Below are 20,387 nucleotides of genomic sequence, written 5' to 3'. Positions count from 1 at the left end.
TGTCCTGCTGATCGACCATGAATACCACATCCGTCCGTCTTCCCCACTGGCTGCTGCGCCGGACTCCATCCCTTTTGCGGATGCTGCTGACCGCGCTGGTCGCGGTCGCCGCCTGCTCGGCCGCCCTCCAACTCTGGGACCACTACGAGCTTGCCCCCTGGACACGCAACGGCCGGGTGCGGGCAGACGTCGTCCAGGTCGCGCCCGATGTGTCCGGCATGGTGGCCGAGGTGGCGGTGCGCGACAACCAGCCGGTCGTGGCCGGCGAGTTGCTCTTCTCGATCGATGAAGCCCGTTTCACGCTCGCCCTGCGGCAGGCCGAGGCTGCCGTCGCCGCGCAGCGGATCGTCATCGGCAATCAGAGAGTCGCACTGGCCCAGGCGCAACGCGAGCGCCGCCGCAACGACGAGCTGGAGGGGCTCGTCGCGCAGGAGGTGCGCGAGCAGTCGCGGCTGCGTGTCGAGCAAGCCAAGGGAGCGCTGCGGGCTGCCGAGACGGCCCTGCGCCAGGCGGAGGTAACGCTCGATGTGGCCCGCCTGAACCTCAAGCGCACCGATGTGCGCGCACCCGCGGCAGGTCGTGTCACCAATCTCGATCTGCGCCAGGGCGCCTATGCGACGGCCGGCCACGCCGCGTTGGCGCTGGTGGCGGATGATTCCATTTACGTCGAGGGCTACTTCGAGGAGAACAAGCTCTCGCGCATCCGACTGGGCGACCGGGTACGCGTGACCCCGATGGACGCACCCTCGCTCGAAGGCTCGGTTGACAGCATTGCCGCTGGTATCGGCGACCGCGACCGCAGCACCGGCGCCAACCTGCTGTCCAGCGTGAATCCCACTTTCAACTGGGTGCGGCTCGCCCAGCGTGTTCCGGTTCGGGTGAAGCTCGATCCGCTGCCGGCCCACGTTCGTCTGGTCGTCGGGCAGACCGTCTCCGTCGAGGTGATGGAGGGTCGGGGAGCGGCCACCGCCGCCGAGGCCGGCGTTCGGGAGCCGCGGTCATGACGCCGCTTCGTGTCCTCGCTCGAACAATCGCTGCCGCATGTGGGATGCTGGCTGGCTGTGCCCAGGTTCCCGTCGGCCCCGACTACGTCGCGCCAGCAGCGCTCACCGCAGAGCAGTCCGCGGCGGCAGGCCCGTTCCTCTCGGGTGGCGCCGCCACATCAGATGCAACCATGCCCGCGCACTGGTGGCGCCTTTTCGACGACCCGCAGCTCGACGACCTGATCACCCAGGCCCTGGCGCACAACACCGATCTGCGGCAAGCCCTCGCCAACTTCGAGCGTGCCGCGGCGATCGGGAGCGAGGCGCACGGCAGCGAGAAGCCATCGGTCGTCATCCAGGGCGGGCCGGGCTTTGGTCACGCTTCGGGCTTGTCCGTCCTGCAGCAGGATCAAGCGCCGCCGAGCCGAGCCAACTACAGCGCGGGGGTGGCCGTGTCCTATCAACTGGACCTCGTCGGGCAGCTGCGGCGCGCCATCGACGCTGCCGAGGCGGATGCAGGCGCCGCGCGCGCAGCGGTGGATGTCGTGCGCGTGAGCGTCGCGGGCGGCACGGCACAGGCCTACGCTTCGGCGTGCTCGGCCGGTCTGCAGTTGCGCGTGGCGCAGGCGTCGGTACGTTTGCAGGAGGAGGCGCTCGCGCTCGCGCAGCGCTTGCAACGCGCGGGCAAGGCCAGCGCCATGGACACCGCGCGTACGCGCGCTCAGCTTGAAGCCCTGCGCGCCGCGATTTCTCCGCTGGAAACCCAACGCCAGCAGGCCCTGTATCGGCTTGCCGCGCTCACGGGTGCGCCGCCGCGCCACTTTCCTCATGCCGTCCGCCAGTGCGAGCAGCCTCCGCATGTGGCCGGTTTGCTCCCGGTCGGCGATGGCGCCGCGCTGCTTGGACGTCGGCCCGACGTGCGGCAGGCCGAGCGAAGCCTGGCAGCGGCCACCGCACGAATCGGTGTGGCGACGGGCGATCTCTATCCCAAGGTGACACTGGGTCTGACATCGGGATCGTCAGGCTTTCTCGGACGCTTCGCCAACCGTGAAACCTTCAGCTACAGCGTTGGTCCGCTGATCAGTTGGACGGTTCCGAACACCGGTGTGGCCCGCGCGCGGATCAGCCAAGCCGAAGCAACGTCGCGAGGTGCGCTCGCACGGTTCGACGGCACCGTTCTCAATGCGCTGCGCGAAGTCGAGACCGCACTGGACGCTTACGCGCGGGAGCTCGATCGCCATGCGGCGCTCGCCGCCGCACGGGACCAGAGCCTGATCGTGGCAGAGCAGTCCCGGGCGCTTCTGATCAGCGGAAAGATCGGCCAGCTCGATGTGCTGGATGCGCAACGCACGCTGGCCTCCCACGAGGCTTCGCTGGCGGTCTCGGATGCGCAGATTGCGCAGTACCAGATTGCCGTGTTCATGGCCTTGGGAGGCGGCTGGGAACAAGCGGCAGACTACTCGCCCACAAGCCGGCCCGGGCGACGGCCGGCCGGCAAGCCTTGAAGAACAAGGCCACGCGACGAGCTTCAGTGAGGCATCCGGAATTCCGCAACGGCGCATCGAATCGTGCGCGCGTGACGATCCCAGCATCAATGCTCGGGATCTCGAGCGCCATGGTCAGCGCCGGGTGCGGGCGCCAGTGGTCGTAGACAGGGGAGCCAGCTGCAATCCATCGCGCGGCGTGCTGCAGCGATTCAGCGTCACTCCCACTCGATCATCAACAGGCCACCCAAACCCGCATGGTTAAAGGGAATGGCGTAGATCGACATTAGGCCTTACCGTCGATTTTACCGTCAAAGGCGCAAATCTTTTGCTGGCGCGGGTTATGGAGCGATTTGCGCGGGAGCGACACCTTCGACCTTATCGTCGATCAGATTGCATCTTAGCCCGCTCGAACTTGCCCTGGAACCCCCTGCTCTTCGTTAGATTGCGGGGCCATCCCACCGAGGGATCTAGCCGCCTGCGCAAGCCCGCTCGGAACGACCGATCGCCGCAGCAATGCCTTCGTCGGGGCAATGAACCGCGGCAAGCCAAACGCGCTGCGCATAGCCTCAGGACCAGCGTCAACTTCATCGCCATGGCTAACCAGCCGGGCAAGCCCACGCAGAACGCCTACATCGAGAGCTTCAACGGCAAGTTCCGCGACGAGTGCCTGAACGAGCATTGGTTCCAAAGCTTGAAGCAGGCGCGCGACGAGATTGCACGCTGGCGGACCGACTACAACGAGGTGCGCCCGCACAGCAGTTGCGGGCGGATGCCGCCTGCGAAGTTCGCGGCCCAGCATCGCAAAACAGCCGGCGGCGCCGTGCCGGCGCCGCAACAAAACCAGGAGTAATCTCCTTCAACCCAGCGGATTCCTCAAATCGACTGGTACGGGTTCTGGGGGCAGGTCAGGGTTTGTGCGAAATCCTTGCGCAAATGCGCACGGGCGCATTGCGCAATTGATAAATCCACCATGCGCATCGAATGGCGCAGGCGAATTTACTCGTTCAGCATTTGCGCAATTAGCTGTCAGAAAATAAATGCCTTGACAGCGGCGTCAAATAGACGCGACCCGACGCGCCGAGCCGAGCCGAGAAGCAACTTGGAGAGGTTCTCCGCATCGTTTGCCGTTGCGGCGTTGACGGCGCCCGTGGTGCCATCGGGCAACGTGATGTTGACCATGTATGTGGTGCTGCCGCCCGTGGCGGACGCTGCGGCAGGCGTGGCGGGCGCCATGCAGAGCGTGGGCACCACTTTGTCGGAAGAGATCGTCTACTTCGCCGATGTCCAGCCCCTGACCTGGTCGCTGCACGACTACGGCCTGCCGTTCGCCAGCGATCTGGGTGACTTCGATGTCACCCATACCGAGACTCGCCGTTTTCGCTCAATGGCGCCAAAGGCGTGGGTGAAAGCGGCACCATCCCGATTCCTGCAGCGATCGCCAACGCAGTGCATGACGCCTTCGGTGGCCACCGCGGCCCGTGCGAACTGCCGCTGACGCCCGAACGGGCATTCCGCTATCTGCATGGCTGAGCCACGCAACGGCAAGTTCCGCGACGAGTACTTGAACGAGCACCGATGGCGTTGAGCGTCGCCATGATGCCCGGCTGGAGCGTCCACCGCTTCGCATCCACCCCGCTCGGCCTGCCGAAGGTAGTCCTCGGCGCGCTCCTGCCGGATCTCGTCCACGATCTGGTCGAAGCCGATGCCCGCAATCAGGTCCTGGTGGGTCAGGCCCTTGCTGTGCAACGCCAGCAGCGCATCGGTGAGCGAACCTCACCGGGCTACCGACTCCTTTGCGCACTGAGTAGCCACGCTGGAGCCGATGCCGTCCCGCAAGTCGTGGAATTCCGGAGGCTCCGCCGAGTAGGTCTGGAGCAGCACCCGGTGACCCGCACGGGCAACGGCATCGGCGAAGCGCGCCTGCAGTGCGAAGGGGGTGTTGCGGTCGTCCGGATTGCCGATCAGCACGATGCGGCGTGCCGGGTCGACCGCGATGCCGTTCACATGATCGAGCGGATCGTAGAAGTCCGTGCTGCCTGTGGTGTCTGTACGGCCCCCCGTCGAGCGGCCAAGCAAGCGGGCGCGTTCGAGCAGCCCATAGGCGCCCGAGGTGAGCACCGCGCAGGCCACATCGCGCCGCCCCAGGGTCAGCAGGGCAGCGGCCGCGGTGGCTCCCCCGCTGTGGCCCAGCAGCACAATGCGCTGAATCCGATGGCGTCGCACCAGCGCATCGAGCGCCGCATCGAGCGCGTGGAATTCCACCGGCCGGCGACGCTGCCGATGGTCGCCCGAAGAGCCATAGAGCCCAGGACGTGCCACGAAGACCCAGGGCACACCAGCGATGTGGCGGCTGCGCCGCGCATCGCGTAGGCGTAGCGCCTCTGTATTGCCGGGAATGCGCGTGGGCGGCAGGTCCATGACGCTGTCGCGGTCGCCCGACAACTGCACGATCACGAGTGGCGACCCGTCGATGTCGTCACTGGCGAAGTAGCGGATGCAGGCGGAGCCCTCCACCGCCTGCACCCACAGGTAGCTCGCGCGGTCGGGACAGCGCGCCCTGTCTGCAGGCCGGTTCCAGGACAAGGCCTCATCCACGGACGCCGCCACGCCCAGGCCCACGTCCGCGCGTTGCGCGGTGGCGGCCGGCACGAAGGCCATCAACAGGCATCCCACCCATGCCCGACACGACAGGCCGACGGCTTGCATCCTCATGGCGTCAGCAGCAGCCCTGGAATGCGGCCGAAGTCCGAGCCGACCCGATCCCCCTTGACGAGCACCAGATCGCCGTCCCGCAGCATCTCGCTCAGATAGGCCACCAGTTTCGTTGCGTCCTCGAAGTGCGGGCCGAGCATGGCGGCGGGCAGTTCCTCGCGCAGCCACCGCATCTCCTCGCCATGCGTCACCACCCAATCGAGTCCCGCGTGCAGGACGGGCGCGGCCAGGCTGCGGTGCATGGCCTCCGCGGCCTTACCCAGGTTGACGATGCGCCCCAGCACGGCGATCTTGCGCGCGACCGGACCGGCGTCGGTGCGGCGCCAGTCGCGCACCAGGGCCATGGCGTTGCGCATCGACAGAATTTCGGCGTTCCAGCTGTCGTCGATCAGTGTGGCTTGGACCCCGGCGCAGGTGTTCAACGCATGAACCTGCAGTACGGAGGCGGGCAGCCGGACATGGGGCATCCGCTCGCAGGCCGCCTCCCCGTCGAAACCGAGGGCCACCAACGCCGCAAAAGCCAGGAGGCTGTTGCGCAGGAGGCCCTCGCTCTCGACAGGAAAGCGGTAGGCGTAGCGTCGTCCATCCATGCGCAGATGCACCCGGCAGGCGCCACCAGGTTCTGGCATCGCCTCGAGAAGGCGTACATGGGCCTGCGGACTGCGCCCCACCTGCCACACCGCCCCAGCGGCGCAGGCGGCCGTCGCCAGCACCTCTTCCAGACATGGGATGTGGTCGGGAACGATGGCCACCCCTCCGGGCTCCAGGCCGAGAAACAGGCGCGCCTTGAACATGGCCGTCCGCTCGACCGTGGCAGTCTGCCGGGTCTGCGACACACCGATCTCCGTCAGGATGCCCACATGCGGCCGTGCCAGGAGCGAGATCGGACCGCGATCCATCCACAGGCTGCTCTGGGCCATTTCGAGGATGCACACGTCCGTATCGGGCGCTAGGTTCGCCAGCGTGGCAGGGACGCCCACGCGCGAGTTGTAGTTGTCGAGGGTTGTCAGCACGCGGGCGCGCTGTGGCAGCAGGTCGCGCAGCATCGCGATGGTCGACGATTTGCCGACCGTGCCGGTCACGCCCACCACGCGCCCCGTGAAGCGCTCGCGCGCGGCGGCGCCCAGGGCAATGAGGGCGGCGATGGGATCGCCGACCTCCAGCAAAGGAAAGGCCGGATCGAGCCCCGCGACCGCGCGCGCCACGATGGCCCCCGCAAGCCGGTGCTGCAGGGCCGGTACATCGTCGTGCCGATCCCAGTTGTCGCTGCGCGGCTGGCTGTAGTTCTCGTGCCGGGCCAGTGTCCGGTAGTCGGAGGCGACCATCAGCGCCGGCCCGGGCCGCAGGCTCAGATGCTGGGGGCCGCGCACCACCGCGCGAACGGCCCAGCCAGGTGGCGGCTGCACTCGCCAGCGGCCGCCCGTGGCCTGCTGGAGCGACTCGGCCGTCCAGACCGCGGTGGACTCGACCGCGGCACCGGGCCGATCGGCCCACAGCACGGGCGCGGGCGCCTCCGGCAGCAGCAGCGGCGGTGCCGGCACACGAAGACCGCACCACAACGGCAGGCGCCGCGGCGGCGGCAGCTCCGGCAGCGTGCCGCATACACGCACCTCCAGGTGCAGCACATCGCTTTCGAGCAGCGCGGGACGCGGCGCGCGCAGGGCATACCGGTCACGGTAGATGCGCCCAGCCTCCCAGCGGCTCGTGGGCCACATCCAGTCGCAGGGGTCATGGTCCATGCCGTTGCCCCATGCGGGCATGCGGCGGCTGCGCATCGGCACAGCGCGAAAGCCCAGGCGCACGTCCCCCGCTACCGGTGCATCGGCGGTCCAGAACGACTCGACCCAGAGCAGTTGCCGGCCGACCATCTGTCGCGGCGCGCAGCGCAGGCCCACCAGCCGCAGGGGCCCGAGTTGTAGGGGGGTCACACGTGCGTCTTCCGGCACGGCGGACACCCACCATTCCGGCCGGGGAAGGGACAGCGGGACCGCCGGCTGCAGAGGCATGGAACTTGGAGGACGCATCGCCGCCGCTTCGACGGCGTGGGCGGCGGAGCGCGCCGCATCCTCCTTCGCCGCGGGCCGACCGGGAGGCGAGAGCGAAACGCGCACATCACCGTCTCGGCCCGCCTTGACGGCCGTGCCAAGCCTCCGGCATTGCGCCGCGAACCGTGCGCCGAGCGTCTGCGCCGCCTCGCCATGCAGTTGGCGCGATACGCCGAAGCCCACGCCAACGGGGGTGAAGCGCACCTCCTCCACACCGCGCCGGCTCAGCGACAGCCTGAAGATGCCCGAGTCGCCGAAGTCATCCCGCACCGAATCGAACAACAGGTCGCCCGCATCGTGCAGAACGGGCCGACCTCGGTAGACCTCGATGCCCTGCAGCACATGCGCCGACGTGCCAAGCACTGCGTCGGCGCCGGCGTCGATCAGCGCGTGGCCGACGACCACTTTGGCGGCAGAAGGCTCTTCCTCCAAATTGGCGCCCCAATGGACGGCCACCAGGACCACGTCGGCCTGGGCACGTGCGGTCGCGATGCGTGGCATCAGCGTGGCCGTCCAAGCAGCCGGGTCGTCCAGCGACAGCCAGGCGGCGCCCGCGCGCCCATCGGTGGCCGCAAAGGCGGGCTGCGTGGCATCGAGCGAGAACAGGGCCACGCGCAGGCCGCCCGCCTGCGCAAAGGCCGGCCGGAGCGCTGCCTCGCGCGTCGGCCCCGTCCCGGCGTGGGCGATGCCGGCGCGCTCGAGCAGTGTCTGCTGCTCGAGCAGCGCCTCGGGCCCGTAGTCGCCACTGTGGTTGTTGGCGGTGGCGACCATGCCGATACCGGCCTCGGTGAGCACGGCCAGCATCTCGGGACGCGCACGGTAGTAGTAGGGGGACTTCTCGCCCTTGTCCACACCCTGCTCGCCGACGGTGGCCACCACGCACTCCAGGTTGACGATCCGCAGGTCCGCCTCCTGTAGCGCGGGGATGTCGCCCAGCATGCGCCGCGCGCCGCCGAGTTCGTGCAGGCGGTAGTGCTGTCGGCGGCCGAGGTTCACGTCGCCGCCCCAGATGACGCTGCCGGTACCGGCCGCCTGCGCCACCTCTGCCTCCCGGGCCTGGCAGAGGCCGTGATACGCCACATAGGCCGAGAGGTAGTGCTCCACGTCGTCGATGCGCACCCGAAAACCATGGTGCTTGATGAAGAAGGCCCCCGCGATACGTCCGGGGTTGCAGAAGAACATCGCCAGCTCGGGCCAGAAGTGGCCATTGGCCAGGTGGCGCGCCCGCCATTCCAGCGCCCGGGCGAAGCGCTCCCGGTCCAGCTCGGCCAGCAGAGGCCGGAGGGCGGCATCGGCGTCCATCCGTTGCACCATCTCGTGCGCGGCCATCATCAGTTCGAGCAGCGTGGGAAAGGTGGTGATGCGTTGCGCCACGAAATCCAGATGGCCGGCCACATTCTGCAGGCCGAAGCGGTAATAGCGCGGCTCGGGCCGATGGCGGGTGAGCTCGTTGACGCAGTAGCTCAGCCAGTGGTCGTGGGCCCGCCAGTGTTCTTCGGCGATGAAGTGGTCGAAGGCCTTTTCGACGACGGCGAGCCAGCGCGCATCGCGCGTGAGAGCGTACAGCCGCATCAGCCCGAAGGCCGCCTCGCCGTCGTAGTAGATGATGCGAAAGCGCGCCTTCACGTCCAGCCGCGGTGCGTTAAGCACGTGGACGAAGGCACCGCTGTCCGGGTCCTGCATGTGGCGGATGCCATGCGCCAGTTGCTCCATCAGCGGCAGGTGGCGACGGTCGCCGGTCAGCTCCGTGTACTTGGTCAGGGCAAGCAGGCTCACGCCGTTGCCGCCGAGCTTGATCTCCATGCCCACGTCCACCAGATAGGCAGCTCGGGTGCCATCCGGCAAGACCGCCGGCCGAATGAATTGACCGGTGAGCAGGGACATCGCTCGGTCGATGGCCGCCTTGAGTGCATCGTCGCGCACGAGGGCCCAGGCCTCCAGCATCGCGTAGACCGTGCTCGCGTGGCGCAAGGTGTTGTACGACGGCAGGGCGCGGTCGAAGCAGGGCAGCCACCCGTAGCGGAACTCACCCGTGTGCAGAACCTGCCCGGCGAGGTAGCGGGCGCCGCGTTCGATCATGTCGCGCACTTGATGCGCGTTCCAGTTATCCAGCTTGCGCAGGCCGGCCGCCGGCCCTTCGGCCGTCAACGGCCAAGCGCCCTGCTCGTCGACATACACCCCTCGGGTAGTGAAACACCACACTGGTGCAGCATCGTCGGACGGGAAATCGAGCTCGCGGCCGAAGCGGCGTTGCGCATGGAGTCGAAGGTGCTGGGAATTGGGTACCGCGTGGTCGGATTCGTGGTCGTAGAGGATCGCACTTCCCTGAATCTCCTGAGCGAGTAGCGCGAACTCAAATCGCGCGTCAAAGGCGATGCCCTCATTGAAATAGTTGCGTTTCGTGGCGCTCAACCGCACCTTGAGCGCTCCCCAGGTAAGAAGCGTGACCCGATCCACAAACTCCGCACGCAAGCGCTGCGGCGGCCTTCCGGCAGGCAGCGCCAGTGTCTCCATGGCGCCGCATACCATTGCCCACGCTTTGTCGACATCGCTGCCGCGCCCCATGACGACTTGCGCTCGGCTCTGGTCCTCCCCTACTGCGATGAAGGCCACATAGCCGGCCTCTGGCGTTGCTGGCCCCACCTGCAATCGGTGCTCCGCCTCCCACAGCGCCGACCGGGCCGTGACTATGAGGTCGAAGGTTGAATGGCTGGGGTCATTGGGCATGGCCTGCAAACGATGGTGCGAAGGAGTATCTAAAAGATGACGTGCTGCCTAATCGCTTGCACTCAATTCAAGGCATCCGTTGGGTCAAGAGAAATTTCTTCGGTGTATGCATTGATCGCGGGCCTGCCGTTGTAGCGCTCTGTGTAAACGTTTTGCGTGGACTTGCCAAGCCGGTTCGGGGTGTGGTGCCACTTGGCGTGCGAGCTCGCAGTGAGAGCTCGGCTCTTGAACTCCGGCTCTGGCCGGTTGGGACGGCATGTGGATACCACGACGGGTCGGCCGAGTTACAGGGGCCGTAATAAAGGATCGCCATTGATTTTCGTTCCTGTGGAACGTAGCAGAACTGCGCTGCGCCCGCGGCCAGAGCGTCGGCGCTCGTCCGCCACCGAGACGATACGGTCGCTTGTGGTCTGGTCGCAGCTCGCACGGCCGGTCCGGGTACGCGGACCCTTCCCCTACTACCGTCGTTCAGATGCCGGTTTGCCTGCCAGGATTCACCAGATTACGGTCCTCGCGTGGGATTGTCCATTCGCATCGCATTGCCGCCGATAAGGGTTAGAAACTCTTCTGCCGGCCCACAGCCAGCCAATCATCCATGACCATAATCTTATCCTCCGGACAATTAGAAAAAAGTATGCAAACCAAATGTTACAGGGTATTCCGCAGCGAAATTTCCTACCGATGAATAATGGTGCTCACCTTTGGCAGCGAACAGGAGCAAATCATGTTTCGATTGGGAGTTCATTCTTATGCCATCATTCTCCTATCCGCATTTCTTTTGAAGCCGGCCCAGGCGCAAGAAGTCATCAAAGCCTGTTCCATTGAACCTTCCTCAAGTGGATTTTATTCGGAGCCACTGCAGAAATATGAAATGGCTCCATTCCGAATTCTCTACTCCACGTCGGGAACAAATGCGATCATAGACACCACCGACATCAATTCTAACGGCGTTCCAGACTATGTCGAGAATATCGCCCGGCAGGCCGATTTCATGCGGAAGGCGCTCAATAATTTGGGATTTCGCGATCCACTAGAAAGCTCGAGATATCGGGCAGCCAAATACATAGACATCTCGGTCAGAGACATCGGCTCGAATAACGGGATCACTTACGACGAGCCGGCGGTCTATCCTAATGTGCCGATCAAAGGAAATGATTGTGCATTGCTGATTTCAATCTCCAGAAACTTGCAGATATTCCCCGGCACATGGGCGGTGGTCGGGCACGAGGTATTTCACGTTTATCAGAATTCCTATTCAATGTTCAAGCCGTCATGGCTGACCGAAGCGACCGCCCGATGGGCTGAGTATCTGATCCGCAACGGATACGCGAGCGGTACAGCCATTGCCCCGCTCCCAAGCACTACGCAGTCCATGGAAAACAACGTTTATTCTCAGTCGTATCCGATGGATTTTTGGAATCGACTTATAGAACTCGTTGATGCCTCGTCCAATAATGTTGTTGACCTACCCTCGTCGGTCAAAAATCTCAAATATGTCGATGGAACATCGATCATGAAAGATGGCCTACTCAAAGGTGCACCGCTCATTAAATCCATCCTGCAGTCGTTGGAGGCTGAAAGTAACGTCGTGACTGCCGTCAAATCTTGGCCCAGTTACGGGTGGCAGGAGTCGGATCAGAAAGACACGGCACACAACCCTCGAGTGCTTAAAGTCATCCAGCGGACCGTCATAAATAGCGGAGTCAACAACCCAGAAATCACGGGATTTTTGTCGATCCCCTGAAGCGCGATGCGCCCCGGGCTCGCGAGCCTCACCAGAAACGCCGGCGCACCCACGCGCAGGAAGAGATAGGAATATGCGCATCGTCGGACGAGCAACACCCCGGCCGCTGCCTGCCCATATCGGGACATGGCATGGTCTGGGCTGTTGCGAGATCGCTCTCAACGACTGGCCCGCGGCGCTAACCGTCTTCGAGCACGCGCTCTTGCTGGACAGAACATTCGGCGAAACTCATGGCGGAATCGGTGTAGTTAAAGCCTTGCAGGGCCAGCGTGAAGAAGCCGTTGAGTCGATCCGCCGAGCCCGTAGGCTTAATCCCCAAGGTCTCTCCTTTCGGTTCGCCGAGGCCATACTCAGCGGCGATATGACCCTCTAGATGGCGCCGGAAAGACGCCCCTTTCCCAAGGCTTCGGCAGCAATCGCTACCCTGTACGAGACCACACGACAGCGCGTCAGTCAGGCCGAGTACTTAAACGGTGTTGTGCAGGCCAGCAGTGCTGGACGGTGGTGTGGGCACCATTGCAGGCCGGGCCGTTAAGCCAGGACCCGCTGTGGCCCGCTTGAATAGGCGATCTCTACTGATGAACGCATCGAGCATATGGGGAATCAACGCCACAGCGTCGACCCCCTCTCCATAGGTCTGGGCATGCAGGTCTGCATATTTTTCGAGGTCGTTCTTCAATCCCACGGGACAGGAGAAGGTCACCTTGACACTCTCATACTTGGGCAGGGGCCCGAGTCGCAGCTTGGACGTCGATGTCATGGAAAAGCCTTTCTTTCGAAGAATAGCGGCTGATACGGCCGCAGCACCAGATCCCGATTCACGATGACACGCACCGGCAGCCCGGGACGCACCGTCAGCGTCGGCTGGATGTCGAGGTTGCGCCGCGTGAGCTCCTGCCCCGCCCGACTCACACTGTCCTGAAGGCTCTCGCGCCCCGCGATCACTACGCGGTCGCCGCTGTTTCGGTTCTCGGGCGCCGCCAGTTCGGCACCGATGCCGAGCAACGTCGTCAACGCCGCACCAGCCATGACGCGGTCCCAGTGCCAGTCCACGCCATCCTCCAGCCCGGCCTTGCCCAGGGGGTCCGCGCCGACAAGGTTGTCCAGCACAAGTGATGTGGTGTCTGGCAGGATGAGGCGCTGCCAAACGACCTGCACTCTGCTCTGCCCAAAGCTCACCTGGCTGTTGTAGCGCCCCAAGATTCGAGAGCCCTGCGGAATCAGCAGAAGGCGGCCGGTGGCCGTGTCGTAGACGGGTTCGGTCACGCTGGCGATGACATCGCCGGGTAGGTCGGACTGGATGCCAGTGACCAATGCACCGGCGATGACCGTCCCCGCCATGACCTGGTAAGGAGAAGCTGGAAGCGTCAGGAAGCCGGCGTTGCGCGCATGTCCGCCCGAAGTGCTCTGGAAGGCCGCCCTGTGGTCGTTCTGTTGGGGAGTACCCAGAAGCGAATCGATGGCGGGCGCAACCCCATCCATTGCAGAGCCTTCATCACGAACGGGCGTCTGCCCAGCCAAAGCAAGCGAAGCTTCAGGTGTCCCCTCGCCTTCCGCCGATGCTGTCCTGCCACGCAACGAAGAAGCGCGTTGCCCGCTTGACCTAAAGAACACCCCCGAAGTCAGCGCCTGTGCCTCCTCCTTGCGCAGTGCATCCCGCTCACCCTGCTGCAGGTCTTGGCCAGGCGGCGTGTACGGGGCGCTGATGGGCTGCCCTGCCTTTAGAACGGCAGGCCCCAGATCGCCCGGTAGCGGCGGCCCAAGCTGCGGAAAAGCGGGGCTGGCTGGAGCCGCAACTGGCATCTGCGAATAGTCCGAAGGCAATTTGCCCAGCCCCTCGGACCGTGACACACGATCTACGTTGTACAGCTCGGTCGGCTTTCCTCCTGGCTTTCGCAGCCGAGGCTCCAACGACCAGAGCATGGCACCCAGCACACCCGCCGACAGGCTTCCAGCGAGCAGGATCATCGTTCGCCGGTTCAGGCGCACCACGGCGCGTGGCTGAGCGCGCAGCGCCATTCCCTCGGTCGGAGCCTTCGGCGGAGGTGCTCCGCCCTCCTCGACCGCTGCCGTCACGACCCCGCTCCGGGTTCGCGTCCATCAGAACGCTCGATCCGCACGACGTCGGCCTTGTCGGCACCGAGCCGCAGTTCGGCCGCACCGAACAACCGATCAACGATGTAGTACGGCGGCCGGTACCGGTAGTTCACCAGCTGCGCATCCCCTTGAATACCCACCACAAAGAGCGGCGGCAGCTCCCCCTGCGCGATGCCCGCGGGGAACTGGATGTACACCTTCTCCCCGTCGTCGAAAGCCCGCAGTGGCTTCCATGGCGGGCTGTCTCCGCGGATCAGGTAGCGGAAGCGCAGCCGCTCCAGCGCCAACCCGGCGTCAACCGGTTCCGCAGCCCGCGCCTTTGCCGCCTCGCGCTTGAGCGCAATGAGGCGGTCCTTTGGATAGTCCCAGGACACCGACGCCATCCACGCCTTCTCGGTCGAGGTCAGTTCGACCAGATACGTCCGCCGATTGGTCGTGATCACCAGATTGGTCTTCAGGTCGGGGCGGGTCGGCTTGACGAGCACGCTCACCCGCGCCGCCTCTTCCGCGCCGCTCACCGTGTCCCCCACGATCCAGCGGACGGTGTCACCGGCCGCGACCGTCACGAGTTCCTCGCCGGCCTGCAGCAGGATCGCCGTCACACGGCCGGGCGACGCATAGACCTGGTACAGCGCGCCTTCGCTGTAAGGCCACACCTGAATGGCGTTCAAGTACCCCTCGCGCGTCGGGGCGACGCGCGCCGCCTCGTTCGCTCGCGAAACGCGTTGCGTCTCGTCCGCTGGCTCAGGTGCCGCCGGTGTCGGCAACACAGGGTCCCATGGCTTCAACTGTCCAGGCATGGGCAGCACCTGCGGCACCTCGACCACTGCGGCAGGCGCTGCGGGCTCTGGAATCCGCGTCGCCTCGACCGGCTCGTCCAAGGCAATGACCGGCGGTGGCGCGGCCCGACTTGCACAACCCGCCACCCCAATAGCGACAGCCGCACAGGCACAGACCCTCAAAGTCACATTCATGGCTTCACTCCTTCATTGGCATCCAGTTCGCGGCTCCACGACAGGCCATTGACGTAGATGCCGAGTGGGTTCTTTCGCAGGCGCTGCTCGGTGCGCGGCGTCTGCAGAACGACCGTGACCGAAGCGGTCCAGCGCTCCATGCCGGCCGGCGCACCGTTGACGAAACGCTGCTCCGTCCAACGCACATTGAAGGACTGCTCGGTGGCGCGGACGACGCTGTTGATCTGCACGGTGACGGACTCCTTGCCCACCCGTGAGAACGGATCGTTGACGCGCGCGTACCCGTTCAGCGAGGCGGCGCCGCGATCCGTGGTGTAGTCGTAGGCATCCGTCCAGCTCTGCCGCACAACCACCGGATCAATGGACAGGGAGCGCACCAGCGTGATGAAACGGGCGAGGTGATGTGCAATCTGGGCATCCGTCGGCCGATAGGGCGTTGCGGCTTCGCCGACGGCGCGGATCTGGCCCGATGCGTCCACCTCCACGACGTAGGGCGTCACGGTCGCCCGAGAGGCGCGCCACAGCAAGCCTCCGCCCATCAGCAGGGCCAGTCCCAGGCAGCCGAAGGCCATCCACCGCCAGTTGCGGGCCTGCACCCGGGCCGACCCGATCCGCTCGTCCCAGACCTGGCCAGCGGCCTGGTACGGGGTGACGGGTTGCGGCGATTGCGCATAGCGCACGGCCGGTCGCTTGAAACGCATGTTGTGCTCCTCAGGAATCCGAATCGCGCAGGCTCGGGCCGGTGCCGGCGCCACCTGCATCGCCACTGCGCAAGGTGTGGGCAGCTGTGGTGGCCGCATGCCCCATCTGCTGGCGCCGCCGCATGCGCCGCGCCCAGGTCGGCTCCGGTGCCTGGCCCGCGGGGGCTTTTGAGTCCCCCGCCTCTGCCGCGCCCGATGCGGCCCCTGCGGGTGCAGCCGCCTCAGCCACGAAGTCCACCACGCGTTCACCGAGTGCTTTGGAGCCAGTCACCAGGCGTGCCCCCAATGCGCTCGCGCCAGAACGCGCCACATTGGCCATGCCCGCTGCGGCAGCACGGGCTGGATCAGCACCGCTGCCGGCTGCGCCGGACGCATATGCCGTCCCGGCCTCACGCGCCAGGGATGTGGCAGTTCGGCTGGCCGAGACGCCGCCTCGGATGACAGCGCCTGCCGCACCGGGCGCGAGCCGCGCTCCAGCCGCCGCAGCTGACCCCACGCTCGCGGCGGCAGCACCGCCGGCGACGGCCAAACCCGCCGCCCCCAACGCAGTACCGGCTGCAGCACCTGCGCCCAGTTGCGGCGCGCCGGACACCAGCCCGGTCGCGATGCCCGGGCCAAAGACGCCAAGCCCCAGCAAGGTCAGCGCCGCCAGCATCGTGGCCAGCGCATGGTCGATGCTGGGATCCTCCCCAGGCGCCGCAGTGAACTCGCCAAACAGGCCCGAGCCGATGCCCACGATGACGGCCAGCACCAGCACCTTGATACCCGAAGCCACCACATTCCCGAGCACCTTCTCGGCAAGGAAGGCCGTCTTGTTCCACAGCGCGAACGGCACCAACACGAAGCCCGCCAGCGTGGTGAGCTTGAACTCGATCAGCGTGACAAAGAGCTGAACGGCGAGCACGAAGAACGCCACGATCAGCACAAGCCAGGCCAGGAAGAGGACCGCGATCATGTCCAGGTTGGCGAAGACCTCCGGAAAGCCCGTGAGATCACCGATCTGCTTCATGATCGGACGCCCCGCTTCGATGCCGACCTGCGCCAGACGGCCCGGCTGCAATAGGTGCCCCTTCGAAAGACCGGAGCGGGAGGCCTGCAGGCCCAGCCCCGCAAATGAGTCGAACACGATCCCGGCCAGACGATTGAAATTGCCGAGGATGTAGGCGAAGGCCCCCACGTAGAGCACCTTCTTGATGAGCCGCGCCATCACCTCGTCGCCCTGCCCGCTCGCATGGCCCAGCGCCCACATCAGTCCCGCAAGCGTCACGTCGATGGCCACAAGCGTGGCGGTCAGGAAGCGCACCTCGCCCTGGAGCAGACCGAAGCCGGAATCGATGTAGCGGAAGAAGACGTCCAGGAAGCGGTCGATGGTCCCGACGTCGGTCATGGCGCGGCACCCCCGCCCGGCTGCGCCGCCGGCGAGACGGATGTCGCGTAAGGCGACGGCTCTGCGCGAAGAAAGCGCAGGCGCACTGCCTCTGAAACCGCCGCACACTGCGCTTCCGACACGGATGCATCGCGTTGCCGACATGCGGCGCGCAAGGCGGCCAAGCGCTGCGGATCCTCTGCAAGCGCCGCGGCTGTCATGGGAGCTGCGGCGTTCTCCTGCCGGCTGCATCCGCCCTGCCCCAGTACCGCCCCCACCAGCATGCCCATCGTGAGCCAGTAGATCGCCCCCGGCGCGCCTACCGCTTCACGGAGTGCCATGGAAGCTCACCGGATACGGGGTGTATGCCGTGCCACTGCCCTGGAAGCGGCGCCGCGTCTCGCGCGCGCTCTCATGCGCAGCAGCCTGCCGCGCCTGCTCCAGCGCGTTGGCACGGTCCTGGGTCAGCTGAAGCTGCTGCGCCTGGATCGCCTGTCGGGCCTGGAGCGCCAGCAGTTGATTGGTCGCCTGCGCAGCCTGCAACGCGCCACTCGCCGACTGGCTGCGTTCCACCAGATCGGACAGGACCTGCTCGTCCGAAGAGAAGGTCTGCACGGCCTGCGCCTGCATCTTCGCTGCGGTGCGCAGCGCCTCCAACGACAGGGACCAGCGCCGACGCGCGTCCTCGACCATCTGGCCCTGCGAGACGGAAACACCCACGGCCTCCGGATAAAGCGCCCGGAACTGCGCGTCCATCGCCTGCACGCCCTGGGCCAGGCTCTGAGCCTCCTGGATCAGTCGGTTCGACGTGGCCAGCGTGCTGCGCAACTGTGCCAGTGCGTTGAAGTCGAGGCGAGTCAGGTTCTTGGCCTGATTCGAAAGCATCTGCGCTTCGTTCTGGAGCTGCTTCACCTGGTTGTTGATCTGCTCCAGCGTGTTGGCGGCCGTGAGGATGTTCTGAGCCAGGTTCGAGGGATCGAGCACGATGTCGCCGATCCCGAAGAGCGCGTGGGCAGGTGCTGCGGCGCCGAAGACCAGAGCGGCCGCCAACGCCACACGGCACAGCGGACGGGAGGGAATGCGAAATGGCTTCATGCGGAGTTCTCCTCGAAGTTGGAAGGTTGAGGGTCAGCACCTGGGAAGGCAGCCAGAAGCTCAGCCGCCCAGCCAAGGCGTTGATGCAGCAGCCACTGCCGCGCGAACGCAGCGCGGCCGTGCTCGCGCAGCAGTTCATCCATCTCCCGCTGCTGCTCGGGCCGCGACGCACCAGCGAAGGCCAGCGCCACCGGTCCCAGCCCAAGGTCGAAGGCGCGGCTGCCCAGACGGGACTGGTAGTAGTACTCCCGCTTGGGGATGGCGGTCGCCACGATGGCAATCTGCCGCGCATTCAGGCCGAAGCCTTCGTAGATCTGCCGGATCTGCGGCTCGGTCGCCTGAGGATTGGGCAGGAAGATGCGACTTGCGCAGCTCTCGGCGACGGCCGGCGCAATGCTGGAGTTCTGGATGTCGGCCAGGCTCTGTGTCGCGAAGACCACCGACACGTTCTTCTTGCGCAGCGTCTTGAGCCATTGGCGGATCCGTGCCGCGAACACCGGGTCATCCAGGAAAAGCCAGGCCTCGTCCATGATGAGCAGCGTGGGCGCTCCGTCGAAGCGAGCCTCGAAGCGCGCGAAGAGATAGCCCAGCACGGCCAGCACCGCCGCCTTGCTGGGCATCAGCGCCTCCATCTCGAAGCACTGCACGGCGGCATCGCCCAGCCTGTCCGCCTCCGCATCCAGCAGCCGCCCATGGGCGCCGCCCAGCACGTAGGGCGCGAGCGCCTGGCGCAAGGCCCTGGATTGCAGCAGCACCGAGAGTCCGGTCAGCGTTCGCTGCTCGACCGGCGCGCTGGCCAGACTGCCCAGGGCCAGCCAGACCGCCTCGCGCTCGGCGGGCCCGACGTCGACACCTTCCTGCCGCAGCCGCCCCTCTATCCATTCAGCCGCCCATGCGCGATGGCCTTCTTCATCGATGCGGGCGAGCGGCTGGAAGGCGATCCCATGTTCAGCACCGAGGTCGTAGTGCTCGCCCCCGAGCCCCAGGATCGTCGCGCGCAAGGACCGCCCGACGTCAAAGGCCAGAACGCGCGACCCGGGATAGCGCCGGAACTGCAGCGCTAGCGTGGCCAGCAACACGGACTTGCCCATGCCGGTCGGCCCCACCACCAGCGTATGACCCACGTCGCCCACATGCGTCACCAGCCGGAACGGCGTCGCTCCGTCGGTCCGGGTGATCACGAGCGGCGGGCCGTCCAGATGGGCGTTCCGCTCCGGCCCGGCCCAGACGGCCGACACGGGCATCAGGTGCGCCAGGTTCAGCGTGGACACGATAGGCTGGCGGACGTTGGCATACACGTGTCCGGGCAGAGACGACAGCCAGGCCTCCACCGCATTGAGCGTCTCCGGCATCGTGACGAAGCCGCGCCCCTGGATCACCCGCTCAACCTGCCGCAGCTTTTCTTCAGCTGCATCGGCGCTGGCATCCATCACCACCACCGTCGCTGTGACATAGCCGAATGCGACCTGGTCTCCGCCCAAAGACTGTAGCGCCGCGTCGGCATCGGCGGCCTTGTTGCTCGCATCGGTATCGACCAGCGGGCTCTCCTGCTGGAACACGCTCTCGCGCAACAGCGCGATGACGCTCTTGCGCTTGGCGAACCACTGCCGGCGCAGCCGCACGAGCGTCTGCTCCGCTTCGGCCTTGTCCATGCAGAGGAAGCGGGTCGACCAGCGATAGGCAAAGCCTAGTCGGTTGAGGTCGTCCAGGATGCCGGGCCAGGTCGATGTCGGAAAGCCGCGGACGGTCAGCACCCGCAGATGCTCACTGCCCAACATGGGCGCCAGGCCACCGGTCAGGGGTCGGTCGGCAAGCAGCACGTCCAGGTACATGGGCACCTCGGGCACCGCGACCGCGTGCCGGTGCTCCGAGATGCAGCCGTGCAGAAAGGACAAGGTCTGCGCATCGTCCAGCCAGCCGACCTCGGGCATCACGCCTTCGATCAGGCCCAGCAGCCGCCCGGACTCCGCAACGAAGGTCGTCAGGCGCTCACGCCAGTCCACGCCTTCAACTGCCCGGTTCTCGTAGAGAAGATACGCCGCCCGGGTACGGTTCTCTTCCGCGGGAAGCCAGACCAGTGTGAGGTGGTAGTGGCTCTCGAAGTGACTGTCCGACGCCTCGAAGGCCGCGCGGCGCTCTTCGTCCACCAGCCACGACAGAGGCTCAGGAAATGCGGAGTGGGGATAGCCGGCCGCCTCGCGCCGCTCGGCCTGCACGAAGATCGCCCAGCCGGAACCGAGACGACGCAGCGCGTTGTTGAGCCGCGCGGTGGTCGCCACGAGCTCGGTCGGCGTGGCGCTGTCCAGATCCGGGCCGCGAAAGCGGGCCGTGCGTTGGAAGCTGCCGTCCTTGTTCAGGACGACCCCCGGCGCCACAAGCCCCGCCCAGGGCAGATAGTCGGCCAGCTGGTCGGCACGTCGGCGGTATTCGGACAGATTGAACATGAAGCCCAGTCC

General features: G+C 66.0%; 14 protein-coding genes and 1 pseudogene. 5 read left to right on the top strand and 10 right to left on the bottom strand.

The features are described 5' to 3' along the window. The first annotated feature begins 17 nt into the window (after positions 1-17). From L0984_RS14735 to L0984_RS14725, 3 genes and pseudogenes are all read left to right on the top strand, one after another. Positions 18-1,004, top strand: coding sequence for an efflux RND transporter periplasmic adaptor subunit (locus L0984_RS14735; protein ID WP_234194358.1), 987 nt, complete (start codon positions 18-20; stop codon positions 1,002-1,004). Next, complete coding sequence (locus tag L0984_RS14730) at positions 1,001-2,488, top strand: efflux transporter outer membrane subunit (protein WP_370645983.1); 1,488 nt, start codon at positions 1,001-1,003, stop codon at positions 2,486-2,488. The genes L0984_RS14735 and L0984_RS14730 overlap by 4 nt, the downstream gene beginning before the upstream one ends. 583 nt (positions 2,489-3,071) lie before the next feature. Then, positions 3,072-3,320: pseudogene (locus L0984_RS14725) on the top strand (integrase core domain-containing protein); the annotation flags it as partial. A 176-nt stretch (positions 3,321-3,496) separates the two neighbouring features. Here the strand turns inward: L0984_RS14725 and L0984_RS14720 are convergent. Then, a complete protein-coding gene (locus L0984_RS14720) occupies positions 3,497-3,649 on the bottom strand; it encodes a hypothetical protein (protein ID WP_234194357.1) in 153 nt (50 codons plus the stop codon). On the opposite strand from L0984_RS14720, the gene L0984_RS14715 reads away from it, so the two are divergent. Next, positions 3,639-3,965, top strand: coding sequence for a hypothetical protein (locus L0984_RS14715; RefSeq protein WP_234194356.1), 327 nt, complete (start codon positions 3,639-3,641; stop codon positions 3,963-3,965). The genes L0984_RS14720 and L0984_RS14715 overlap by 11 nt on opposite strands. A gap of 278 nt (positions 3,966-4,243) precedes the next feature. Here L0984_RS14715 and L0984_RS14710 read toward each other — a convergent pair whose 3' ends face one another. Beyond that, a complete protein-coding gene (locus L0984_RS14710; RefSeq protein ID WP_234194355.1) occupies positions 4,244-5,182 on the bottom strand; it encodes a hypothetical protein in 939 nt (312 codons plus the stop codon). Continuing rightward, positions 5,179-9,954, bottom strand: a complete 4,776-nt coding sequence (locus L0984_RS14705; RefSeq protein ID WP_234194354.1) for a CapA family protein — start codon at positions 9,952-9,954, stop codon at positions 5,179-5,181. Before L0984_RS14705 ends, L0984_RS14710 begins: the two co-directional genes overlap by 4 nt. 688 nt (positions 9,955-10,642) lie before the next feature. Here L0984_RS14705 and L0984_RS14700 point away from each other — a divergent pair. After that, positions 10,643-11,698, top strand: a complete 1,056-nt coding sequence (locus L0984_RS14700) for a hypothetical protein (protein WP_234194353.1) — start codon at positions 10,643-10,645, stop codon at positions 11,696-11,698. A 466-nt stretch (positions 11,699-12,164) separates the two neighbouring features. Here L0984_RS14700 and L0984_RS14695 read toward each other — a convergent pair whose 3' ends face one another. From L0984_RS14695 to trbE, 7 genes are all read right to left on the bottom strand, one after another. After that, complete coding sequence (locus L0984_RS14695) at positions 12,165-12,458, bottom strand: DUF2274 domain-containing protein (protein ID WP_234194352.1); 294 nt, start codon at positions 12,456-12,458, stop codon at positions 12,165-12,167. Beyond that, entirely contained in the window at positions 12,455-13,717 is a 1,263-nt protein-coding gene (locus L0984_RS14690; RefSeq protein ID WP_234194419.1) for a TrbI/VirB10 family protein, read from the bottom strand. Before L0984_RS14690 ends, L0984_RS14695 begins: the two co-directional genes overlap by 4 nt. 53 nt (positions 13,718-13,770) lie before the next feature. Beyond that, on the bottom strand, positions 13,771-14,769 hold the full coding sequence (gene trbG, locus L0984_RS14685; RefSeq protein ID WP_234194351.1) for a P-type conjugative transfer protein TrbG: 999 nt from the start codon (positions 14,767-14,769) through the stop codon (positions 13,771-13,773). Continuing rightward, on the bottom strand, positions 14,766-15,470 hold the full coding sequence (gene trbF, locus L0984_RS14680; protein WP_234194350.1) for a conjugal transfer protein TrbF: 705 nt from the start codon (positions 15,468-15,470) through the stop codon (positions 14,766-14,768). The genes trbG and trbF overlap by 4 nt, the downstream gene beginning before the upstream one ends. A 10-nt stretch (positions 15,471-15,480) precedes the next feature. Then, positions 15,481-16,857 carry a P-type conjugative transfer protein TrbL gene (gene trbL / locus L0984_RS14675; RefSeq protein WP_234194349.1) on the bottom strand — a complete coding sequence of 459 codons (1,377 nt, stop codon included), beginning with the start codon at positions 16,855-16,857 and terminating at the stop codon, positions 15,481-15,483. Positions 16,858-17,163: 306 nt separating this feature from the next. Beyond that, a complete protein-coding gene (trbJ, locus tag L0984_RS14670; RefSeq protein ID WP_255697369.1) occupies positions 17,164-17,931 on the bottom strand; it encodes a P-type conjugative transfer protein TrbJ in 768 nt (255 codons plus the stop codon). Next, positions 17,928-20,375: a conjugal transfer protein TrbE gene (trbE, locus tag L0984_RS14665; RefSeq protein WP_234194348.1), complete on the bottom strand. Its 2,448-nt coding sequence runs from the start codon at positions 20,373-20,375 to the stop codon at positions 17,928-17,930. The genes trbJ and trbE overlap by 4 nt, the downstream gene beginning before the upstream one ends. Positions 20,376-20,387 lie beyond the last annotated feature (12 nt).

Source organism: Pseudacidovorax sp. NFM-22 (assembly GCF_021401245.1).
Taxonomy (GTDB): domain Bacteria; phylum Pseudomonadota; class Gammaproteobacteria; order Burkholderiales; family Burkholderiaceae_C; genus Xenophilus.
The sequence above is the reverse complement of the archived record's forward strand: the minus strand, read 5'-3'. Positions and strand labels throughout refer to the sequence as shown.

Coding starts and splice junctions, on each gene's coding strand:
- L0984_RS14735 (WP_234194358.1), top strand. CDS start 18: ATGAATACCACATCCGTCCGTCTTCCCCACTGGCTGCTGCGCCGGACT.
- L0984_RS14730 (WP_370645983.1), top strand. CDS start 1,001: ATGACGCCGCTTCGTGTCCTCGCTCGAACAATCGCTGCCGCATGTGGG.
- L0984_RS14715 (WP_234194356.1), top strand. CDS start 3,639: ATGTTGACCATGTATGTGGTGCTGCCGCCCGTGGCGGACGCTGCGGCA.
- L0984_RS14720 (WP_234194357.1), bottom strand. CDS start 3,649: ATGGTCAACATCACGTTGCCCGATGGCACCACGGGCGCCGTCAACGCC.
- L0984_RS14710 (WP_234194355.1), bottom strand. CDS start 5,182: ATGAGGATGCAAGCCGTCGGCCTGTCGTGTCGGGCATGGGTGGGATGC.
- L0984_RS14705 (WP_234194354.1), bottom strand. CDS start 9,954: ATGCCCAATGACCCCAGCCATTCAACCTTCGACCTCATAGTCACGGCC.
- L0984_RS14700 (WP_234194353.1), top strand. CDS start 10,643: ATGGTGCTCACCTTTGGCAGCGAACAGGAGCAAATCATGTTTCGATTG.
- L0984_RS14695 (WP_234194352.1), bottom strand. CDS start 12,458: ATGACATCGACGTCCAAGCTGCGACTCGGGCCCCTGCCCAAGTATGAG.
- L0984_RS14690 (WP_234194419.1), bottom strand. CDS start 13,717: ATGGCGCTGCGCGCTCAGCCACGCGCCGTGGTGCGCCTGAACCGGCGA.
- trbG (WP_234194351.1), bottom strand. CDS start 14,769: ATGAATGTGACTTTGAGGGTCTGTGCCTGTGCGGCTGTCGCTATTGGG.
- trbF (WP_234194350.1), bottom strand. CDS start 15,470: ATGCGTTTCAAGCGACCGGCCGTGCGCTATGCGCAATCGCCGCAACCC.
- trbL (WP_234194349.1), bottom strand. CDS start 16,857: ATGACCGACGTCGGGACCATCGACCGCTTCCTGGACGTCTTCTTCCGC.
- trbJ (WP_255697369.1), bottom strand. CDS start 17,931: ATGAAGCCATTTCGCATTCCCTCCCGTCCGCTGTGCCGTGTGGCGTTG.
- trbE (WP_234194348.1), bottom strand. CDS start 20,375: ATGTTCAATCTGTCCGAATACCGCCGACGTGCCGACCAGCTGGCCGAC.